The organism is Arthrobacter woluwensis, from assembly GCF_030816155.1.
Taxonomy (GTDB): Bacteria; Actinomycetota; Actinomycetes; order Actinomycetales; family Micrococcaceae; genus Arthrobacter_E; species Arthrobacter_E woluwensis_A.
In genome coordinates, this window is the sequence record NZ_JAUSXR010000001.1 from 2,999,926 (window position 1) to 3,019,142 (window position 19,217).

The 19,217-nt window shown below is 70.0% G+C and carries 18 protein-coding genes; 9 read left to right on the plus strand and 9 right to left on the minus strand.

Annotated elements, in window-relative coordinates; translation table 11 throughout:
• The first annotated feature begins 46 nt into the window (after nt 1-46).
• Entirely contained in the window at nt 47-850 is an 804-nt protein-coding gene (locus tag QFZ52_RS13710; RefSeq protein WP_307498146.1) for an IclR family transcriptional regulator domain-containing protein, read from the plus strand.
• Nucleotides 851-1,084: 234 nt separating this feature from the next.
• Here the strand turns inward: QFZ52_RS13710 and QFZ52_RS13715 are convergent, their stop codons facing one another.
• Nucleotides 1,085-1,333, minus strand: coding sequence for a DUF3073 domain-containing protein (locus tag QFZ52_RS13715; protein WP_307498147.1), 249 nt, complete (start codon nt 1,331-1,333; stop codon nt 1,085-1,087).
• Between the two features lie 301 nt (nt 1,334-1,634).
• Here QFZ52_RS13715 and QFZ52_RS13720 point away from each other — a divergent pair, with 301 nt between their 5' ends.
• Nucleotides 1,635-2,594 (plus strand): septum formation family protein, encoded by a 960-nt coding sequence (locus QFZ52_RS13720; RefSeq protein ID WP_307498148.1) that lies wholly within the window; start codon nt 1,635-1,637, stop codon nt 2,592-2,594.
• A 105-nt stretch (nt 2,595-2,699) separates the two neighbouring features.
• Here QFZ52_RS13720 and clpB read toward each other — a convergent pair whose 3' ends face one another.
• A complete protein-coding gene (clpB, locus tag QFZ52_RS13725; protein ID WP_307498149.1) occupies nt 2,700-5,291 on the minus strand; it encodes an ATP-dependent chaperone ClpB in 2,592 nt (863 codons plus the stop codon).
• Nucleotides 5,292-5,470: 179 nt separating this feature from the next.
• Here clpB and QFZ52_RS13730 point away from each other — a divergent pair, with 179 nt between their 5' ends.
• Nucleotides 5,471-6,388, plus strand: coding sequence for a DUF4031 domain-containing protein (locus QFZ52_RS13730; protein ID WP_307498150.1), 918 nt, complete (start codon nt 5,471-5,473; stop codon nt 6,386-6,388).
• A complete protein-coding gene (locus tag QFZ52_RS13735) occupies nt 6,388-7,170 on the plus strand; it encodes a 2-phosphosulfolactate phosphatase (protein WP_307498151.1) in 783 nt (260 codons plus the stop codon). Before QFZ52_RS13730 ends, QFZ52_RS13735 begins: the two co-directional genes overlap by 1 nt.
• Nucleotides 7,171-7,207: 37 nt before the next feature.
• Here QFZ52_RS13735 and QFZ52_RS13740 read toward each other — a convergent pair whose 3' ends face one another.
• The 4 genes from QFZ52_RS13740 to QFZ52_RS13755 all read right to left on the minus strand — a co-directional run bounded on the left by QFZ52_RS13740 (nt 7,208) and on the right by QFZ52_RS13755 (nt 10,137).
• Nucleotides 7,208-8,335 carry a sensor histidine kinase gene (locus tag QFZ52_RS13740; RefSeq protein ID WP_307498152.1) on the minus strand — a complete coding sequence of 376 codons (1,128 nt, stop codon included), beginning with the start codon at nt 8,333-8,335 and terminating at the stop codon, nt 7,208-7,210.
• On the minus strand, nt 8,332-9,012 hold the full coding sequence (locus QFZ52_RS13745) for a response regulator transcription factor (RefSeq protein WP_307498153.1): 681 nt from the start codon (nt 9,010-9,012) through the stop codon (nt 8,332-8,334). The genes QFZ52_RS13740 and QFZ52_RS13745 overlap by 4 nt, the downstream gene beginning before the upstream one ends.
• A gap of 43 nt (nt 9,013-9,055) precedes the next feature.
• Entirely contained in the window at nt 9,056-9,655 is a 600-nt protein-coding gene (locus QFZ52_RS13750) for a M15 family metallopeptidase (protein WP_307498154.1), read from the minus strand.
• Nucleotides 9,656-9,735: 80 nt separating this feature from the next.
• Nucleotides 9,736-10,137 carry a YccF domain-containing protein gene (locus tag QFZ52_RS13755; RefSeq protein WP_307498155.1) on the minus strand — a complete coding sequence of 134 codons (402 nt, stop codon included), beginning with the start codon at nt 10,135-10,137 and terminating at the stop codon, nt 9,736-9,738.
• A 201-nt stretch (nt 10,138-10,338) separates the two neighbouring features.
• Between QFZ52_RS13755 and QFZ52_RS13760 the strand changes: the two genes are divergently transcribed.
• Nucleotides 10,339-11,778: an amino acid permease gene (locus QFZ52_RS13760; protein WP_307498156.1), complete on the plus strand. Its 1,440-nt coding sequence runs from the start codon at nt 10,339-10,341 to the stop codon at nt 11,776-11,778.
• A 92-nt stretch (nt 11,779-11,870) separates the two neighbouring features.
• On the opposite strand, the gene QFZ52_RS13765 is transcribed toward QFZ52_RS13760, so the two are convergent.
• Nucleotides 11,871-12,470, minus strand: a complete 600-nt coding sequence (locus QFZ52_RS13765) for a phosphoribosylanthranilate isomerase (protein WP_307498157.1) — start codon at nt 12,468-12,470, stop codon at nt 11,871-11,873.
• Between the two features lie 147 nt (nt 12,471-12,617).
• Between QFZ52_RS13765 and QFZ52_RS13770 the strand changes: the two genes are divergently transcribed.
• Both QFZ52_RS13770 and QFZ52_RS13775 read left to right on the plus strand, forming a co-directional pair.
• Entirely contained in the window at nt 12,618-13,211 is a 594-nt protein-coding gene (locus QFZ52_RS13770; RefSeq protein WP_307498158.1) for a HutD/Ves family protein, read from the plus strand.
• Nucleotides 13,212-13,277: 66 nt separating this feature from the next.
• Complete coding sequence (locus tag QFZ52_RS13775) at nt 13,278-13,928, plus strand: MBL fold metallo-hydrolase (RefSeq protein WP_307498159.1); 651 nt, start codon at nt 13,278-13,280, stop codon at nt 13,926-13,928.
• A 104-nt stretch (nt 13,929-14,032) separates the two neighbouring features.
• Here QFZ52_RS13775 and QFZ52_RS13780 read toward each other — a convergent pair whose 3' ends face one another.
• Both QFZ52_RS13780 and QFZ52_RS13785 read right to left on the minus strand, forming a co-directional pair.
• Nucleotides 14,033-15,688: a DEAD/DEAH box helicase gene (locus tag QFZ52_RS13780; protein WP_307498160.1), complete on the minus strand. Its 1,656-nt coding sequence runs from the start codon at nt 15,686-15,688 to the stop codon at nt 14,033-14,035.
• Nucleotides 15,689-15,746: 58 nt separating this feature from the next.
• Nucleotides 15,747-17,120 (minus strand): MFS transporter, encoded by a 1,374-nt coding sequence (locus tag QFZ52_RS13785; RefSeq protein ID WP_307498161.1) that lies wholly within the window; start codon nt 17,118-17,120, stop codon nt 15,747-15,749.
• Between the two features lie 328 nt (nt 17,121-17,448).
• On the opposite strand from QFZ52_RS13785, the gene QFZ52_RS13790 reads away from it, so the two are divergent.
• Both QFZ52_RS13790 and QFZ52_RS13795 read left to right on the plus strand, forming a co-directional pair.
• The gene (locus tag QFZ52_RS13790) at nt 17,449-17,844 is read left to right on the plus strand and encodes a VOC family protein (protein ID WP_307498162.1); all 396 of its coding nucleotides are present in this window, start codon (nt 17,449-17,451) and stop codon (nt 17,842-17,844) included.
• 198 nt (nt 17,845-18,042) lie between these two features.
• Nucleotides 18,043-19,134 (plus strand): LacI family DNA-binding transcriptional regulator, encoded by a 1,092-nt coding sequence (locus tag QFZ52_RS13795; RefSeq protein ID WP_307498163.1) that lies wholly within the window; start codon nt 18,043-18,045, stop codon nt 19,132-19,134.
• Nucleotides 19,135-19,217 lie beyond the last annotated feature (83 nt).

The following is a 19,217-nucleotide window of genomic DNA, read 5'->3' on the forward strand; positions in this document are numbered from 1 at the left end:
TGACCCCGCGAGGCCTCCGCGGAGCGGCCACATAGGATAGGTGATCATGAGAGAAGCAGGACCAGCTGCCCCGCAGGCCGGCGATCAGTACGTGCAATCGCTCGCCCGCGGCCTCGCGGTGATCAGGGCCTTCGACGCGAACAACCCGCACATGACCCTGAGCGAGGTCGCCGCGCGGACGGGTCTGACCCGTGCCACCGCGCGCCGCTTCCTGCACACCCTGGTGGAGCTGGGTTACGTCCGCACGGACGGCAAGACCTTCGCCCTCACCGCTCTGGTGCTCCAGCTCGGCTACTCGTACCTGTCCGCGCTGACGCTCCCCCAGCTGGCGCAGCCGCACCTGGAGGAGCTGTCCGTGCGACTCGGGGAGTCGACGTCGGCCGCGGTGCTGGACGGGAACGACATCTTCTACGTCGCCCGGGTGGCCACCCGCCGCATCATGACCGTGGGCATCACGGTCGGGACCCGGTTCCCCGCCTACGCCACGTCCATGGGACGTGTGCTGCTGGCCGGGCTCCCGAATCCTGAACTGCGCGCCTACCTGGACGCCGTAACGCTCGAAGCGCTGACCCCTCGCACCGTGTCCACGCGACAGGACCTGCTCGCGGAGCTCGAGAAGGTCCGCGACCAGGGATGGTGCCTGCTGGATCAGGAGCTGGAGCTCGGCCTCCTGTCCGTGGCGGCGCCGGTGCGCAATGCCGCCGGCAAGACCGTTGCGGCAGTGAACGTCTCGCTGCAGGCCCAGAATGTCGCCGGTCAGGACGACCCCGAAGCGTACCTGGCCTCGGTGACCCGCGAGATCGTGGGGACGGCGGCGCTCATCTCCCAGGAGATCTCCGCGCGGGCCTAGTCCCGGGTGACAGCACCCGGTACCACCACCTCGCCTCCACCCGATCGACTGCTCCATAGGATGTCGTTTTCACCCGGAATTCGGGGATTTCCGCATCCTATGGAGCAATCGATCCAAGGCGCGCGCACGACGAAGGCGCGCGCACGACGAAGGCGCGGGCACGACGAAGGCCCCGTGGCCGGATCACTCCGGCCACGGGGCCTATCAGGGGAGGGGACTCATCCCGTCATCGCATCAGCTGATGCGGCGGGTATCAGTCTCATCCTCCTCGTCGAACGCGTCAGCGTATTTGTCCTCGTACTCCGAATAGTCCGGTTCAAGAGGGTCCGACTCGAAAGACGCCGCGGAACCACGACGGCCGGATACCTGAGAATTGGCGGAGCCAAGCTCACGTTGCAGTGCTGAATAGTCAGTGCTCGGAGAGTAGTACTTGATGTCCCGAGCCTGCTTGGTTGCCTTAGCCTTTTGACGGCCGCGCCCCATGGCGTGACCCCCTCTGTACGTCGATCCGGAGGTGGTCGCCCTGGCAGGTAGCGAGGCCCCGGAATGTTTGGTCAATGTTTCGTACTTCTAGATTACATGGTTTCGCATTATCGCGTGCGGCCGTGACCCCTCGGGACGCGTGTTTCCGGGCTGGCGAGAGTGCCATGCGGGTGCGGCTTGGGTAGAGTCATGAGTAGCATCGCCCCGCGCCACCACGCGTTCCTGCGGCCGCAGTCCGGGTCGCCGGACCTTTGGTGCGGGCAGAAGAAGGCATGATGGACGACACGGTGGGAGTTTGGCTATGAGCGAACCGACGCAAGGGCACGACGACGGCGCCGGGCAGCCAGGAGCCGCCCCCGGCCCGGGTCAGCCCTCACCGGGTCCCGGCTTCCCCGGTCAGCAGCCGCCCCAGCCGCCTGCCGGACAGCCGCACTCCCAGCCGACGCAGAGCTTCCCACAGCAGCCCCAGCCCACGCAGGCGTACCCCCAGCAGCCGCAGCAGCCCGGCTACGGCGCCCCCGGCGCTCCGGGGAACCCTGCCACTCCAGGGAACCCCGCCGGCGGCCAGGCGCCCGGCCAGCCGGCCTACGACCCCCGCACCAACACCTACGGCGGTCAGCAGAACGGGCCCCAGAACAATGGCCCCCAGAACGGCCCCGTCTACGGCGCGCCCACCGGCTACCCGGGCGGCTACCCCGCCCAGCAGGCCCCGGCGAAGAAGAGCAACAAGGGCCTGGTGATCGGCGGCGCGGTGGTCGGCGGCGTCGTCGTGATCCTGCTGGTGGTCTGGCTGGTCAATCTGGTGGTGGGCGGCATGACGCCCCAGGCCGATCCGACCGCGCCGCCGGCCACGTCCAACGGCCGCACCACCCCCGCGCCCGGGCAGAGCGGCAGCGCCGCTCCCTCGGACGCGGAGACCATCAGCGCCCTGGACGCCAAGAAGGGGCAGTGCTTCTGGGGCTACCCGGACAACAGCAACTCGCGGCTCGTGGTCGTGGACTGCGGCGAGAACCACTCGGCTCAGCTGGTGAACGTCTACTACTACCAGCAGGACGAGGCGTTCCCCGGCGTGGACACCTTCAAGACCAAGGGCCGGGAACTGTGCCGCACGGCCAGCCTGTCCAGCGATGTGGACTCCCTGAACCTGCGCCAGCGCTTCGCGTACCCCAGCCAGAAGAGCTGGGACGCCGGCGACCGCCGCGTGGACTGCATCGTCTTCTCCGATGACGGCAACACGCTCACCAAGAGCCTGACCAAGTAATCCGCGCCGGCACCCCGCCGCACGCACGACAAGGGCCACGCAGGAAGGGCCGCACCCCGTGGGGTGCGGCCCTTCGTGCTTCTGAGTCCGTCTGAGCCGGGACGGCTACTTGCGGTTCACGGTCAGTTCGCCGAGGTCCTCGCTGGTGTCCACCAGCACGGTGTCCCCGTCGGTGATCTCACCGCTGAGGATGGCCCGGGCCAGCCGGTCGCCGATCTCCTTCTGCACCAGCCGGCGGAGCGGCCGGGCGCCGAAGGCGGGATCGTAACCGGTCATGGCGAGCCAGGCCCGGGCGCCGTCGCTGACCTCGAGGGTCAGGCGGCGATCCCGCAGGCGCTTGGCCAGATCCTTGACCTGGATCTCCACGATGTCGTTGAGCTGCTCCACGGAGAGCGGCTCGAACATGATGACCTCGTCCAGACGGTTCAGGAACTCCGGCTTGAAGGCGGAACGGACCACCTCCATGACCGCGGTCTTCTTGGTCTGATCGTCCAGGTTCGGGTCCACCAGGAACTGGCTGCCGAGGTTGGAGGTCAGGACCAGGATGACGTTGCGGAAGTCCACGGTGCGGCCCTGGCCGTCGGTGAGGCGGCCGTCGTCGAGCACCTGGAGGAGGATGTCGAAGACCTCGGGGTGAGCCTTCTCCACCTCGTCCAGCAGGACCACGGAGTACGGACGGCGCCGCACGGCCTCGGTCAGCTGGCCGCCCTCCTCGTAGCCGACGTACCCGGGAGGGGCGCCGACCAGGCGGGAGACCGAGTGCTTCTCCGAGTACTCGCTCATGTCGATCCGGACCATGGCCCGCTCGTCATCGAAGAGGAAGTCCGCCAGGGACTTCGCCAGTTCCGTCTTGCCCACACCGGTGGGACCGAGGAACAGGAACGAACCCGTGGGGCGGTTCGGGTCGCTGATGCCGGCGCGGGCACGCCGCACGGCGTCCGAGACGGCCGCCACGGCCTTCTTCTGGCCGATCAGGCGCTCCCCGAGGAACTCCTCCATCTGCAGGAGCTTCTGGCTCTCGCCCTGAAGCATGCGCCCGGCGGGGATGCCGGTCCACGCCTCGATCACCTCGGCGATGTCTTCCGCCGTGACCTCATCGGCCACCATGGCGGCGGGCTTCTCGCCGAGTTCCGCTTCTGCGGCGGCCGCGGCGCTGAGCTCACGCTCCAGCGTCGGGATCTCGCCGTACAGGATGCGGGAGGCCTCGCCGAGGTCACCCTCGCGCTGGGCCTTGTCCGCCACGGAACGCAGTTCGTCCAGCTTGGCCTTCAGGTCACCCACGCGGTTGAGTCCGGCCTTCTCGGCCTCCCACCGGGCGTTCAGTGCCGCCAGCTCCTCCTTCTTGTCCGCCATGTCGGCGCGCAGCGCGGCGAGCCGCTCCACGGATGCCGGGTCGGTCTCGTCCGCCAGGGCCAGTTCCTCCATGGTGAGGCGGTCCACGGAACGGCGCAGCTGGTCGATCTCCTCCGGGGCGGAGTCGATCTCCATGCGCAGCCGGCTCGCGGCCTCGTCCACCAGGTCGATGGCCTTGTCCGGGAGCTGTCGGCCGGAGATGTACCGGTTCGACAGGTTCGCGGCGGCCACCAGGGCGGAGTCGGCGATGGCCACCTTGTGGTGGGCCTCGTACCGTTCCTTCAGGCCGCGGAGGATGCCGATGGTGTCATCCACGCTCGGCTCGCCCACGTACACCTGCTGGAAGCGGCGTTCGAGCGCCGGGTCCTTCTCGATGTTCTCGCGGTACTCGTCCAGCGTGGTGGCGCCGATGAGGCGAAGCTCGCCGCGGGCCAGCATGGGCTTGAGCATGTTGCCCGCGTCCATGGCGCCCTCGCCGCTGGCGCCGGCGCCGACCACGGTGTGGATCTCATCGATGAACGTGACGATCTGCCCGTCCGAGTTCTTGATCTCCTCCAGGACTGCCTTGAGGCGTTCCTCGAACTCGCCACGGTACTTGGCGCCCGCCACCATGGACCCGAGGTCCAGGGAGATCAGAGTCTTGCCCCGCAGGCTCTCCGGGACGTCCCCGGCGACCATGCGCTGGGCGAGCCCCTCGACCACGGCGGTCTTGCCGACGCCGGGCTCACCGATCAGCACCGGGTTGTTCTTGGTGCGGCGGGAGAGGACCTGGATGACACGGCGGATCTCCGAGTCACGGCCGATCACGGGATCAAGCTTGCCGGAGCGCGCGACGGCCGTCAGGTCCGTGCCGTACTTCTCCAGCGCCTGGAAGGTGTTCTCCGGGTCCGGGCCGTCCACCTTGCGGTCACCCCGCACGCCCGGCAGGGCGGCCAGGAGTGCCTGAGGACTGGCGCCGGCGTCCCGCAGAAGGCGCGCGACGGCGTCGTTCCCGGCGGCAAGGCCCAGGAGCAGGTGCTCGGTGGAGACGTAGCTGTCCCCCATCTTCTCCGCTTCGCTCTGTGCGGCCTGAACGGCCTGCAGGGCGGAACGCGAGAGCTGGGCCTGGGCGACGGACGCCCCCGAGGTGGACGGCAGCGCCTTGATGGCGGCGCTGGCCTGAACGCTCACGGCGTCCGGATCGACACCGGCTGCCTTGAGGAGGGCGACGGCCACGCCTTCCCGCTGGTCCATGAGGGCCTTGAGGAGATGAGCGGGCTCGATCTGCGGATTACCCGCGGTGGAGGCATTCATGGCCGCTGCGGACAGCGCCTCCTGGCTCTTGGTGGTGAACTTGACGTCCAAAAAAGGCTCCTTTCAGCACACTCTGGACCACGGTTTGGTTCTACTCTTCATCAAAGCGCTGCCAGGTGACTCCCGTCAACGCATCTAACTTGAGTCTACTTAACTCAACTTTGAGAGTCAAGTTATCCACAGGCTGTTTCCGGCCCCGGCGGGACGCTTCGCGGGCATAGGATGCGAGCATGACCGTGCTGATCGACCCGCCCTTCTGGCCTGCTCATGGCACGGTGTTCTCCCATCTCGTGTCGGACGCGTCGCTTGAGGAACTGCACGCCTTCGCGACGGCGGCGGGCATCCCGGAACGGGCCTTCGACGGAGATCACTACGACGTCGCCGCCCGCCACTTCGAACGCCTGGTGGCCGCCGGAGCGACCCCGGTGGGCGGCAAGGAACTGGTGCGACGGCTCGCCGCGAGCGGGCTCCGCATCCCGGCCCGCGAGCGCCCGTCCAAGATCGTCCCGGCCCTCCGGGAGCGCTGGTCGCGGCTGCTGCCCGAGGACCCGGAGCTCGGCGAGGACCTCCTGCTGCGCTGGGGCGAACCGCACCGGAGCTACCACTCCCGGGTCCACCTGCTCAACGTCCTCGAAGCCCTGGACGTGCTCCTGCCGGGGTCCGGACTGCCCGTCGAACTCCACCGTCCGCTCCTGCTGGCCGCCTGGTTCCACGACGCGGTCTACCAGGGAGTCCCCGGCCAGGATGAGGAGGAATCGGCCCGGCTGGCCGAGCGCGGTCTGGGGGCGCTGTCCGTTCACGGCGCCCTGCCGGGCGCGGAGGCCGCGGAGGTGGCCCGCCTGGTGCGGCTCACGACCAACCACGATCCCGCGCCGGACGATCTGCCCGGTCAGCTCCTCTGCGACGCAGACCTCTCCGTCCTCGCCTGGCCCGCGCCGCGCTACGCCCGCTACCTCGCCGCCGTCCGGGCCGACTACGCCCACGTGAGCGACGCCGACTTCGCGCGGGGCCGTGCCGCCGTCGTGGAGCAGCTTCTGGCGCTGGAACCGCTCTTCCACCGTCCGCTCGCGCGGGAGCTCTGGCTGGACGCCGCGCACGGCAACCTCCGGGGCGAGCTCGACGCCTTCCGTCGGGAGGGGAGCCGCTGATGCACGCCGCACACCGTCAGCTGCCCTTCACCGTCCGCCTCGAATGGGGGCTGCGCGGCGCTCAGGCGGTGCTCCCGGGGGCCGGGGCCGCCGTCGTGGTGGACACGCTGTCCTTCTCCACCGCGGTGTCCGTGGGGGTCGAGGCGGGGCTCGCCGTGCTCCCGTTCCGTGCCGCGCCCGGCGACGGCGAGCTGCACGACGCCGCGGCCCGCCTCGCGGAGGAGCGCGGCGCCCTGCTCGCGGGACCGCGCAGTCTCAGCCGCCTGAGCCTGTCCCCCGGTTCGATCCGCGCCCATGGCGCCGCGCACGCGGGCCGCGAACTCGTGCTGCCGTCGCCCAACGGCTCGGCGATCTCCGAGCACCTGGCGGGCCGGGTCCCCGAGCTGCTGGCCGGGACCCTCCGCAACGCCGGCGCGACGGCGGCCTGGCTGGCGCGTCACCTCCCGCCGTCCGCGGTGGTCGTGGTGGTCGCGGCCGGGGAGCGCTGGCCCGGCGGCGCCCTGCGGCCCGCCGTCGAGGACCAGCTCGGCGCGGGCGCCGTGCTCGCGGCGCTGCTGCGATCGGCGCCGGGCCGGACTCGCGAGCAGCTGTCGCCGGAGGCACGGGCCGCCGTCGCGGTCTTCGAAGCCTTCCGGGACGATCTGCCCACCGAGCTGGCGGAAAGCGCGAGCGGAAGCGAGCTGGTGCTGGGAGGCTTCGGCTCCGATGTGGATCTGGCCGCGGAACTCGACGCGAGCCGCGTCGCCGCGCACTTCAGCGACGGGGCGTTCCGGCCGGTGTGACCCCGTTCCGCCGCGGGCCCGGCTCCGGACCCCGACGTCACTCCGCCGGCGGGAAGGTGACCCGGACGCGCAGGCCGCCCCCTGGTCTGGCGGTCAGGTCCAGCCGTGCGCCGTGGGCCTGGGCGATGGCCGCCACGATCGCGAGCCCCAGCCCCGACCCGCGGCCGGGCCCGGCCTGGCGTCCGCGGCCCTGCACGAACGGCTCCGTCAGGTGACCCAGCAGCTCCTGACTGACGGCCTCCCCGGGGTTCTGGATCTCCAGGAACGCCCCGCCGCCGGGGTCCTCCCCCGTCCGGAGCCACAGGTCCCCACCGTCCGCCAGGTTGTGCACCACGGCGTTCCGCACCAGATTGCCCACGAGCTGCGCCAGGAGGACCCTGTCCCCCTCCACGGGGGCGCCGCCGTAGTCGGCCAGGACGGTGATGCGACGGGATTCCAGTTCCTCGCGCTGAGAGCCGAGCGACTCCTCGGCCAGCTCCGCCAGATCGCACGGTTCCGGGAGGAGCCGGGAGCCTTCGGCCCTGGTCAGCGCCAGGAGAGCCTCCACGGTGCCCGTGGCCCGCGTGTTGACCTCCCGCAGACGGCGCAGCAGATGCGGGACGTCCACGGCGTCGGGATCGGATTCGGCGAGCTCCAGCATGCCGCCCATCACCGCGTGGGGCGTCCTCAGTTCGTGGGACGCATTGGCCGCGAAACGGCGCTGCTCCTCCAGCATCGCCGAGAGCCGGTCCAGCATCGCGTCCACGGAATCGGCCAGTTCGCGGAGTTCGTCCCCCTTGCCCTCGAGGTGGATCCGGCGGTCCACCTCGCCCCGCTGAACGGCGAGCGCCACCTCGTGGATGCGTCCGATCGGTTTGAGCATCGCACCGGCCAGCAGCCAGCCGCCCACCAGTCCGACCACCGCGAAGAACAGGAGCCCCAGCGCGGCCTTGGGCAGCAGCGCCTCCATGAGGTCGCGGCGGCTCGGGGCGAACCCGCCGTCGACGGTCACGAGGAAACCCGCCGGGAGGTACCGCAGCAGCAGGAGGACCAGGGCGAAGAAACCCGAGCCGGACACGAACAGGAACGCCGCGTAGCTGAGGGTGAGCTTCAGCCGGAGCCCGAGGCCACGCGGCCGGGGCTGGGACGTCGGGGTGGCGACGGACGCGTCAGGCCGGTCACTCATCGCAGCTCCTCCTCGGCCGGCTCGCCGAAGCGGTAGCCGACGCCCACCAGGGTGTGGATCAGCCCGGGGTCCCCGAGCTTCTTCCGCAGCGAGGAGATCGTGATCCGCACGGTGTTGGTGAAGGGGTCGGCGTTCTCGTCCCAGGCCTTCTCCAGGAGTTCCTCGGCGCTGATCACGCCGCCGTCGGCCTGCATCAGCAGTTCCAGGACCGCGAACTGCTTGCGGGTCAGCGCCACGGACCGTCCGTCGCGGCTCACCTCCCGCCGGAAGGGGTCCAGGCGCACGCCAGCGCTTTCCAGGACCGGCGGTCGCGCCGCGCCCGGCCGCCGGAGCAGGGCCCGCAGCCTGAGGGTCAGCTCCTTGAGCATGAAGGGTTTGGGCAGGTAGTCATCCACGCCCGTTTCGAAGCCGCTGACCTTGTCATCCAGCCGGTCCGCCGCGGTGACCATGATGAGGCGCGCGGGCAGACCCTCCGCCACCATCCAGCGGGCGATCTCGTCACCGCTCGGGGCGGGGACGTCGCGGTCCAGAACGACGGCGTCGTAGCCGTTGACCCCGAGCAGCTCCATCGCGGTGGCTCCGTCGTACGCCACATCCACCGAGAAGGCCTCCCGCCGGAGCCCCTCGGCCATGGAATCGGCCAGATACGGCTCGTCCTCGACGATCAGGATCCGCATGCTCAGAGTCTAGCCATCGCGGGCTGGCGGCCGTCGCGCCGGATCACCGCTTCATCCTCGAGTCCTCGGTGGGGTCCTGGTACATGAGCGGGCAGGCGCCGCTCAGAGCGGACGGCCGGTACTCGTAGTGCCACCGCTCGTTGGAATAGATCTGGCACAGCCCGAACTGAGCACCGTGCTGGGACAGCCAGCTCATGGCGTCCTCCCCCGCGATGTCCACGGCATCCCCGCTGACGTGCGGAGACGTCTCCGGGGTCGCCACCCAGCGGGCGGCCTCTTCCTGCGAGCGGTACTTGCGGGTGGCATCCGCCAGGAGCTGCGCCTGGTACTTCGGACTGCGCCAGCCGCTGCTCACGGACAGGGTCACGCCGTCCGCCCCGGCGTGGACGGACGCCTCCCGCAAGGCGACGAGCAGTTCCGGACGCAGCCGGGAGATCGCGGCGTCCCGGCTGTCCAGGCCGAGAGGCCGGTCGAGCGGGATCGCCCCGTCCTCGGTGGTCGTCTGGCCGCCGGACCCGACCGCGACGGCGACGCCGGACCCTCCGCCGGGCCTCGGAAGGACGGGAGCGGCGGAGCAGGCCGCCAGCAGGGCGGCGCTGAAGATCGCCAGGGCGGTGGCCCGGCGTCGTCGGACGGTGAACATGTCTGCCTCCAGAAGTCGGTGGATGGCATCCACTCAACTCCGGGAGGCATATCGCCAGTGTTAAGCGCCGGCGGGCCGGCTCAGCGGTAGTTCGAGACGAACGGGCGGTCCGTGGGGACGATCTCCTTGCCCAGCGGCATGAGGGACACCGGGATGAGCTTCAGATTCGCGATGCCCAGCGGGATGCCGACGATGCTGATGAACATGGGGATGGCGGTCAGCACGTGACCGATCGCCAGCCACAGCCCGGCCACCAGGAACCAGATGACGTTGCCGACGAGCGCGAAACCGTTGCTCCCGCCCGGCTTCTCGACCACGGTCCGGCCGAACGGCCACAGGGCGTAAGCGCCCACCCGGAAGGAGGCGATGCCCCACGGGATCGTCACGATCAGCACGCAGCAGAGCAGGCCGGCGGCGAAGTAGCCGATCGCCAGCCACAGGCCGCCGAAGACGAGCCAGATGATGTTAAGAAGGGTCTTCATGACTTCAGTCTGCCAAGAATGCCTGGCAGAATCCCCCAGGGTTCCCCCTGATTGAACCCCCGATCTGACGGACTGCACCGCACCCACGCTCCGGACGTCAGTCGGTCCAGGGGATTGCCCGCGGCTCTGAACGAGGCGCATAGTTCGAGGGAGGGTCTGCGCTCAGGCGCCGACCACGACCCGGGAGAAATGAGGTCTGGCATGGCAAAGACAGCGAACCCGTTCTCGGTCCTGAGGCGAAAGCCCATCGAGGACATGGACGAGGAGGTCGCCGAAGGAGGGCTCTTCCGATCCCTCGGACTCTGGCAACTCACGGCGATCGGCGTCGGCGGCATCATCGGCGTCGGCATCTTCTCGCTCGCCGGGCTGGTGGCCCACGGCGATGACTCGACGCCGGGTGTGGGCCCCGCGGTGCTCATCTCCTTCCTCATCGCGGGTCTGGCCTCCGCGGCCGCGGCTCTGTCCTACGCCGAGTTCGCGGGCATGATCCCGAAAGCCGGCTCCGCCTACACCTACGGCTATGTGGCCCTCGGCGAGCTGATCGGCTGGTTCATCGGCTGGGACCTGCTCCTGGAGTACGTGGCGATCGTGGCCGTGGTGGCCATCGGCATCTCCGGGTACCTCAACTTCTTCCTGGCCGGCCTCGGCATGCAGCTGCCCGTCGAGCTGACGTCCACCTTCGACGAGGGCAAGGGCGGCTGGATCAACCTGCCGGCCATCCTCGTGTGTCTGCTGGTCACCTGGATCCTGAGCCGCGGCACCAAGACGTTCGGGCGTTTCGAGCTGATCGCCGTGGGCATCAAGGTGGTCCTGATCCTGTTCATCATCGGACTCGGCGTGTTCTTCGTGAACACGAACAACTACAACCCGTTCATGCCCAGCGGGTTCGGTCCGGTGTTCACGGGCGCGGCCACGGTGTTCTTCGCGGTGTTCGGCTATGACGCCATGAGCACCGCCGCGGAAGAGGCCAAGGACGGCAAGAAGCACATGCCGAAGGCCATCATCCTCTCCCTGGTGATCGCCATGGTGCTCTACATCCTGGCCACCCTGGTCCTGACCGGCATGCAGAACTACAAGGACATCGATCCCAAGGCCGGCTTCGGCTCGGCCTTCAGCAATGTGGGGCTGCCGGTGATCGCCACGATCATCTCCGCCTTCGCCGTGCTGTCCATCCTGACCGTGATGCTGACCTTCCTCCTGGGCGTCACGCGCGTCTGGTTCTCCATGAGCCGCGACGGTCTGCTGCCCAAGTGGTTCTCCAAGGTGGACCGCGGCGGCACCCCGCAGCGCGTCACCTGGATCGCCGGCATCGGCTCGGCTGTGCTGGCGGGCGTGCTCCCGATCCGGCAGGTCGCGGACCTCACCAACATCGGCATCCTGGCCGCGTTCGTGGTGGTGTGCATCTCGGTGATCTCGTTCCGCTACACCCGGCCCGAGGCGCCTCGCGAGTTCCGCCTGCCGTTCATGCCCGTGGTGCCGCTGATCGGCGTCGCGGCCTCGCTGTTCCTGATCTCGCAGCTGCACTGGGAGACCTGGCTGCGCTTCGGGATCTGGCTCATCATCGGCCTGATCATCTACTTCGGCTACGGCCGCAAGAACTCGATCATGAACCCGAACAGCCCCCGGCACCAGCTGAGCTGATCCGCCGGCCCACGGGGGCTTGTGTGCTCAGTTGTTGCGGGTGTTCCCGCGGAACACCCGCAACAACTGAGCACGCAACGGGAAGGGGTGGGTCAGCCTGCCAGCGCGGCCGCCACGAAGGCGCGGATCTTCTCCGGGTCCTTGACGCCACGGGAGCTTTCGACGCCGGACGAGACGTCGACGCCCCAGGCCGCGGCCGTCTGCGCGGCGGCGGCGACGTTGCCGGCGTCGAGCCCTCCGGCCAGCAGCCAGCGGCGGCTGTCCAGGCCGCGCTCGCGCACGGAGGCGTAATCCCAGGATTCGCCGGAGCCGGGCACGGAGGCGTCCACCAGCAGCAGTTCCTCGCCCCAGTCGGCGAAGACGCGGTCCGGGTCATCCATCCGCACGGCGCGGATCACGGAGAAGCCGCGTTCCTGCAGGGCGTCGACCTCCTGGGGAGTCCGCTCGCCGTGCAGCTGGATCCAGCTGAGACCGGCCTCCTCGGCCAGCGCGGCGGCCTGTTCGGCGTCCTCATGACGGAACACGCCCACGGCGGCGACTTCGGCGGGGACCTCGGCCAGCAGAGCCCGCACCTGCTCCGGGCTGACTTCGCGAGGGCTCGGGGTGAGCACGAAACCGACGGCCTGTGCACCGGCCTCGACGGCGGCGCGCACCGATTCGGGCGTGCTCAAGCCGCACACTTTCACGAACATCTACTGGTCCTCCCCGTGGATTGTCACCTCTGACGGTACCAAGAGGACACCGCGCGGCCCTAAGATGCCCCCTTCACCGAGGCCCCGGTGACGCCGCCTCCCCCGGGTCCGGCCGGAGTACTAGGCTGGTCGTGACGAGAGGAACCCATGGAGATCATCCGCTTTTCCAGCATCCGGCCCGAGCCCTGGCGCAACGGCGGCGGTGTCACGCGGGAGATCGCCCGGCACCCCCGCGGGGCCTCGGACGGTTCCTGGGACTGGCGCGTCAGCATCGCGGAGGTGGGCAAGGCCGGCGACTTCTCCACGTTCCCGGGCATGGAACGCGTCATCTCGGTGATCGACGGCGAGCTGCTCGTGCTGACCGTCGACGGCGAGGAGAACGCCATGGAGCGGTACCGGCCGTTCCGCTTCTCCGGGGACGCCGTCTCCTCCTCCGCACTCCCGACCGGGGACATCCGGGACCTGAACGTGATCGCCCGCCGCGGCGCCTTCAAGGGATACCTGTCCATCCTCGAGCTGTCGAAGAAGCGCGCGCATCCGATCTTCGAGGGCCAGCTCGCGATCCTTCTCGAGGGCAAGGCGTCGGTGGCCGAAGAGCGCGGCGAGGAGTCCGGCGACGGGCAGGTGGAGCTGGGCCGGTACGACGCCGTCGTCGGCTCCGACGAGGCGAGTCCCGAACTGCTCGGCCGGGGTTTCGTCGCGATCGTGTCGCTCGACCCCGCGGATCCCGCGGACGCCTGAGCAGCGCCTGACCGGGGCCTGACCCGGACCTGACCCGCCATCGCGCCCGTTCCGTAGAGTGGGCGCATGGACTCACTCACACATCCGCTCCAGGACATCACCATCCGGCGCATCTCCGTGGGCGGGATGGACAACAACGTCTACCTGCTGACCTCGCGGTCCTCCGGTGACCAGGTGCTGATCGACGCGGCCGACGACCTGCCGGCCATCCAGGCACTCCTCGCCGACTCGGCCGCCGACACCGACGCCACGCCCCAGCTGAAGCTCATCGCCACGACCCACCAGCACTGGGATCACGTGCGCGCGCTGCCCGGACTCGTCGAGGCTACCGGCGCCCCCACGGCCGCAGGGGCCGACGACGCCGCGGCGCTGCCCGTCCCGGTGGACGTCGCCTTGGGGCACGGGGACGTGAGCGGCTTCGACGGTTTCGCGCTCACCGCGGTGCACCTGCGGGGCCACACGCCGGGCTCGATCGCCTATGTGTACCAGGACCCCGCCGGCCCGGCGCACATCTTCAGCGGGGATTCCCTCTTCCCTGGCGGCGTCGGGAACACGGACAAGGATCCGGCCCGTTTCACCTCACTCCTGAACGACGTGACCGAGCGCCTCTTCGACGTCTACCCGGACGACACCATCGTGCACCCCGGCCACGGCGCCCCCACGACGCTCGGCGCCGAGCGCCCGCACCTCGACGAATGGCGCGCCCGGGGCTGGTGAAAGCCCCTTAAAAACCCATCGACTGCTCCATAGGATGCCGAAATCCCGGGAAATCCGGAGAAAACGACATCCTATGGAGCAGTCGATGGTTAAGGTGCGAGGCCTCAGCGGCCGCGGCGCTCGTTCGACGCCGGGGCGGACGCGCGGCGCGGACCCTTGCGGGGCGGACGGCCGGCACCGGACTTCTGCCCGCCGGCGCCGAAGGAACCGCCCGAGGTGCCCCCGGTGTTCGAGGACCACACGGTCGAACTGCCGCCACGCGGCGCGGCGGAACGCTGGCCGGTGCGCGGAGCGGAGGACCGCTCACCACGAGCCGGACGGTCAGCACGGGCCGGACGCTCACCGCGGGGCGCCCGCTCAGCACGAGGAGCACGCTCGCCGCGAGGCGCACCGTGTTCCGGACGAGCCTGGGCAGGACGGTCGTTGCGCGAGCCGGTGGCGCCGGCAGCGGCGGAGCCGCCCTGGCCGCCACGACGGGCACGCTTGCGCTGGGCGTTCGCACCGGTGGACTTGCCGCCACCCTGCTGCGGGGCCTTGGCGGCCATCACTGCGGCACGGGACGCGGGGTCCACGGCGTCGGCCTGCTCGCCCACGAAGTCGAGGATCTCGTTGGAGCCGGGAGCCACAGGGGTGAACGGGGCCTTGACGCCGGCTGCGCGGAGGAGCTTCTGCACCTCGGAGCGCTCCTCCGGCAGGACCAGGGTCACCACGGTGCCCTCGGCCCCGGCACGGGCGGTGCGGCCGGAACGGTGCAGGTACGCCTTGTGCTCCGCGGGAGGATCGACGTGGATCACGAGTTCGACCTCGTCCACGTGCACACCCCGGGCGGCGACGTCGGTGGCCACCAGGACCCGGACCTCGCCGGAGGAGAACTCCGCCAGGTTGCGGTCACGGGCGTTCTGGGACAGGTTGCCGTGCAAGTCGACGGCGGGGATGCCGTTGGCGGTCAGCGCCTTGGCCAGCTTCTTGGCGGCGTGCTTGGTGCGCGTGAAGAGCACGCGCTTGCCCGCGCCGGACGCCAGGTCGTTGATGAGGAGCTTCTTGGCGTCCTTGTCCTTCGCCAGGAACACGTGGTGCTCCATGGTGGTGACGGCGGCCTGGGGAGCGTCCACGGAGTGCGTGACCGGCTTCTGCATGTAGCGGTTGACCAGCTTGTCCACGCCGTTGTCCAGCGTGGCGGAGAACAGCAGGCGCTGGCCACCGGCCGGGGTCGCATCCAGGATGCGGCGCACCACGGGGAGGAAGCCGAGGTCGGCCATGTGGTCGGCCTCGTCCAGGACGCTGATGCTCACCTGGTCCAGGGACACGATGCCCTGCTTCATGAGGTCCTCGAGACGGCCGGGGCAGGCGATGACGATGTCGACGCCGGCCGCCAGGGCCTTCTCCTGACGCGTCTGGGACACGCCGCCGAAGATCACGGTGGTGCGCAGGCCCAAGGCCTCCGCGAGGGGTGCCACGGTGCGGTCGATCTGGGTGGCCAGCTCACGCGTGGGGGCCAGCACCAGGCCGCGCGGCTTGCGGGAGCCGGACGCGCGACGGCGAGCGCCGTCGTCGTCCGCGGCACCGGCGAGGCGGGTCACCAGCGGGATGGCGAAAGCGAGCGTCTTACCGGAGCCGGTCTGGCCACGGCCCAGGACGTCCCGGCCGGCCAGCGTGTCCGGCAGGGTTTTGACCTGGATGGGGAAGGGTTCGGTGATGTCCAGAGTGGCCAGGGCGGAAGTGATCCCGGCTGGCACGCCAAGGGAAGAAAAAGAAGTCATAGGGAAGAAAGTCCTCAGGCAGCGTGGCTCACGTGCTGAATCGCACAGGCCAGACGTACTAGTCTACCAGTGCCCGTGTGCGTGGCGCGATCAGCAGCATCGCCACCCCGCAGGCCGCCGCCACCGCGAACACCCCGGCGTAGGCGTTGCCGGTCCCGACGAGCGCCGCGAAGACCAGCCCGGAGACCGCCACGCAGAGGGCGTTCCCCAGGGAGTCGGCCATGGCGAGGGCGGAGCTGTTGAACCCCTGCTCCCCCGGTCGCGACAGCGCCAGCACCATGACGCTCAGGCGCGGGAACATGAGCCCCATGCCGGCCCCGCCGAACAGCCACACCGCGATCAGCGCCCAGGCGGGTCCCTGGAACAGGATGACCAGGAAGATCCCCACGACGACGGCTGCCACCATCGCCGAGCCGATCCGCACCGCGCGGTGATGCGGCAGCCGCGTGGCGCCGAGCCGGCCCTGGATCCCCGAGCTGATGCCCCAGGAGACCGCGCTGCACGTCAGGGCCAGGCCCGCGAAGGACGGTTCGAAGTGGTAGATCTCGAACAGGACCTTCGGCAGGTAGACCTCGGTGCCGAAGAACGCGGCGGAGCCGATGGCACGGGTCAGGACCACGCTCGGCAGCCCGCGCTGCGCCGTGAGCGTGCCCCGCGGGATGAGCGGGCGGATGGCCAGGATGCAGACCGCGGCCATCGCGAGGGCGAGCACCCAGCCGACCACCGGAACCTCACTGCTGAGGTTCAGGCCCATGACACTCGCGGCGGCCAGCACGGCCCAGAGCAGACGGCCCCAGGGATACGGGCCGGCGCGGTTCGGTGCGGCGTGCTGCTGGTCGTGGCTGATCCTCCGGAGCGCCGGGACGAGCCCGAGCAGGGCCGGGACCACCAGGATCAGCACGCCCAGAAAGACCCAGTGCCAACTGGCCACCTGGGCCACCAGACCGCCGATGTACGGGCCGAGGATCGACGGCAGCACCCAGGCCGCGGCGAAGGCGGCGAACATGCGGGCGTGCAGATCGGCGGGGTAGGCCTTGCCGACCAGGACGGTCAGGGCGACGCCGTTGGCCCCTCCCGCGAACCCCTGGACGATCCGGCCCAGAACCAGCAGTTCCATGGTCGGGGCCGTGCCCGCGATCACGAGGCCGACCGTGAAGAGGGCCACCGAGGCGTAGATGGCGCCGACCGGCCCGCGGCGGTCGGACCAGCTGCCCGCCAGGACCATGCCGATCACGCTGGCGGCCATCGGACCGGCGAAGGCGAGGGCGTAGAGCTGCTGCCCGCCGAGTTCCTGGGCCGCCACGGGCATGACCGTGGTGACGGCCATCGACTCGAACGCGTTGAACACCACGAGGGACAGCAGACCCAGGCTGGTCAGGGTGTACGGAGGGCTGAAAACACCGTGGTGGGAGGAGGGGGCGGCAGATGGCACAGCACCTATTTGAGCGCCTGCCCGAGCCCCGTGCCAACGTCCCGGGAACGCCGTCCAGTCAACCGAACACGAGTGCACAGCGGGGGTGGTTTTCTCCGGTGCCGAAGCGGCTTCCCGGGGGTGTCGGCCCGCCTTTCCCCGGCAGTCTGGACATCCCCCGCGCTGGGGCGGCGGGGACCGTCCACTCGGGTGGGGAAACCCGCGGCGGCAGCGGACGGCCGACGTCGGCGGCCCGGCTGTGCGCACGGCGGGCCGGGCGGGTTCCGCATCTTCGCGGTCGCGCCTAGGCTGGGAGCACATCACCGCATTTCAGACGGGAGAACACCCCATGGCCTGCCGCATCAGTGAACTCGTCTTCGGCTGCCGCGAACCCGAGGTCCTCGCCGACTTCTGGTGCAAGGTTCTGGACTTCGTGGTCCTGGGCCGGGAGGACGACGGGTCCGTGGAGATCGGCGCGCGGGACGGCTTCGGCGGCTCGCAGCCCACTCTGTTCTTCAGCTACCGGAATCAGCCCGAACCGGGCAAGTCCCGCCTGCACATCGACCTCAATGCGACGGACCAGGAGCAGGAGGCCGAGCTCGAACGGCTCCTGGCCCTCGGTGCACGGCCCGCAGACATCGGCCAGACCGGCGACGAGGCGTGGCACGTCCTCGCCGACCCGGAGGGCAACGAGTTCTGCCTGCTCAAGCCGCGCATCGCCCCCGTCCCGGTCCCGGCGGGCTGAGGTTCACCGACTTCTGAGGACGGCCCGGGGCACGTCGCAGCCGCTCCCGACGACGTCACCCACGTGGACTAGAGTGGCCAGGAACAGCCGACACCCCTGAGCCTTCCCGGCCGGTTCGACCTCTGCGCCGTTCCGCCCGGTGACCGATGGACGTCGTGTCAGGCAGAAGGTCAGGACCGCAGAGGAGGACGAGCCGCCGTGGCGCCAGGCAAGACTCCCTCGTCCAAGACCCCCTCGTCCCCCCGCCGGATCACCCTCAACCACGTGGCCGAACGGGCGGGCGTCTCGCGTTCCGCGGCGTCCTTCGTCATGAGCGGACGAACGGATCAACGCCTGTCCGCCGAGGTGTTCGCCCGCGTCCGCGCGGCGGCGGAAGAACTGGGATACAAACCGAATCTGACCGCTAAAACCCTCAGAACGGGGCGCTCGGGCACGGTGGCGCTCGTCTCGGACTTCGTCAGCACCACATCGTTCGCCAGCACGATGGTGCGTGGCGCTCTCGAGGAGCTCTGCCAGCGTGATTCGCTGCTCTTCACCGTGGACACCCACGGCCGCGAGGAACTCGAATCGCGACTGCTGGACAGCCTTCTGGCCCGCAACATCGACGGCGTCCTGTATGCCTCGATGTTCACCCGGTCCGTCACGGTTCCGCCGGTCCTGAAGGACACCCCCGTCGTCCTGCTGAACTGCCTCTCCGACGACGGCGGCGGGATCTCGGTGATCCCTGACGAGGCCTCGGCCGGCGCGGATGCGGCGCGTCTCCTCCTGGAGGCCGGCCACCTCCGGGACATCTGGTTCGTCGGTTCGATGCCCCCGGGCCAGGTGGGAGGCACGATCTGGCCCCCTTGGGCGCCACTCGCACTCTCGGAACGGCGCGAGGGAATCGATCGCGCTCTGAAGAACGCAGGCACGTCCCTCGCGGGCAGCGTGGTGGTGGAGGACGACTGGGACATCGCCAACGGCCGCGCCGCCGTCGCCGGGCTCCTGGCGAGCGGTGAGCGCCCCCGGGCCCTGATCTGCGTCAACGACGCGGTGGCCATCGGCGCAGGCCAGGCTCTCCGGGCCGCCGGGCTGCGCATTCCCGACGACGTGTCCCTGGTCAGTTTCGACGGCACCCCGTTGGCGCAGGCCGGCGAACCCGCACTCACCACCATCGCGCTCCCCCATCTGGAGCTGGGTCGCCGCGCCGCGTCCCTCCTCTTCGACCCGGACCGCACTCCCCGCCGTATCCGGGTCCCCATGCCGGTGGTTCCCGGGGGTTCCATCGCCGGCCCACGCACCGGTCTCTGACTCCACACGTCGGCACCTCCACCGGCTCCTTCAGGCATGCCGCCTCTCCTGTCGGATGACCTCTTTACAGCGAGTGCTAAATC

Coding starts and splice junctions, on each gene's coding strand:
- QFZ52_RS13740 (WP_307498152.1), bottom strand. CDS start 8,335: ATGAGTGACCGGCCTGACGCGTCCGTCGCCACCCCGACGTCCCAGCCC.
- QFZ52_RS13730 (WP_307498150.1), top strand. CDS start 5,471: ATGACCGTGCTGATCGACCCGCCCTTCTGGCCTGCTCATGGCACGGTG.
- QFZ52_RS13790 (WP_307498162.1), top strand. CDS start 17,449: ATGGCCTGCCGCATCAGTGAACTCGTCTTCGGCTGCCGCGAACCCGAG.
- QFZ52_RS13760 (WP_307498156.1), top strand. CDS start 10,339: ATGGCAAAGACAGCGAACCCGTTCTCGGTCCTGAGGCGAAAGCCCATC.
- QFZ52_RS13715 (WP_307498147.1), bottom strand. CDS start 1,333: ATGGGGCGCGGCCGTCAAAAGGCTAAGGCAACCAAGCAGGCTCGGGAC.
- QFZ52_RS13745 (WP_307498153.1), bottom strand. CDS start 9,012: ATGCGGATCCTGATCGTCGAGGACGAGCCGTATCTGGCCGATTCCATG.
- QFZ52_RS13775 (WP_307498159.1), top strand. CDS start 13,278: ATGGACTCACTCACACATCCGCTCCAGGACATCACCATCCGGCGCATC.
- QFZ52_RS13770 (WP_307498158.1), top strand. CDS start 12,618: ATGGAGATCATCCGCTTTTCCAGCATCCGGCCCGAGCCCTGGCGCAAC.
- QFZ52_RS13765 (WP_307498157.1), bottom strand. CDS start 12,470: ATGTTCGTGAAAGTGTGCGGCTTGAGCACGCCCGAATCGGTGCGCGCC.
- QFZ52_RS13735 (WP_307498151.1), top strand. CDS start 6,388: ATGCACGCCGCACACCGTCAGCTGCCCTTCACCGTCCGCCTCGAATGG.
- QFZ52_RS13780 (WP_307498160.1), bottom strand. CDS start 15,688: ATGACTTCTTTTTCTTCCCTTGGCGTGCCAGCCGGGATCACTTCCGCC.
- QFZ52_RS13720 (WP_307498148.1), top strand. CDS start 1,635: ATGAGCGAACCGACGCAAGGGCACGACGACGGCGCCGGGCAGCCAGGA.
- QFZ52_RS13755 (WP_307498155.1), bottom strand. CDS start 10,137: ATGAAGACCCTTCTTAACATCATCTGGCTCGTCTTCGGCGGCCTGTGG.
- QFZ52_RS13710 (WP_307498146.1), top strand. CDS start 47: ATGAGAGAAGCAGGACCAGCTGCCCCGCAGGCCGGCGATCAGTACGTG.
- QFZ52_RS13750 (WP_307498154.1), bottom strand. CDS start 9,655: ATGTTCACCGTCCGACGACGCCGGGCCACCGCCCTGGCGATCTTCAGC.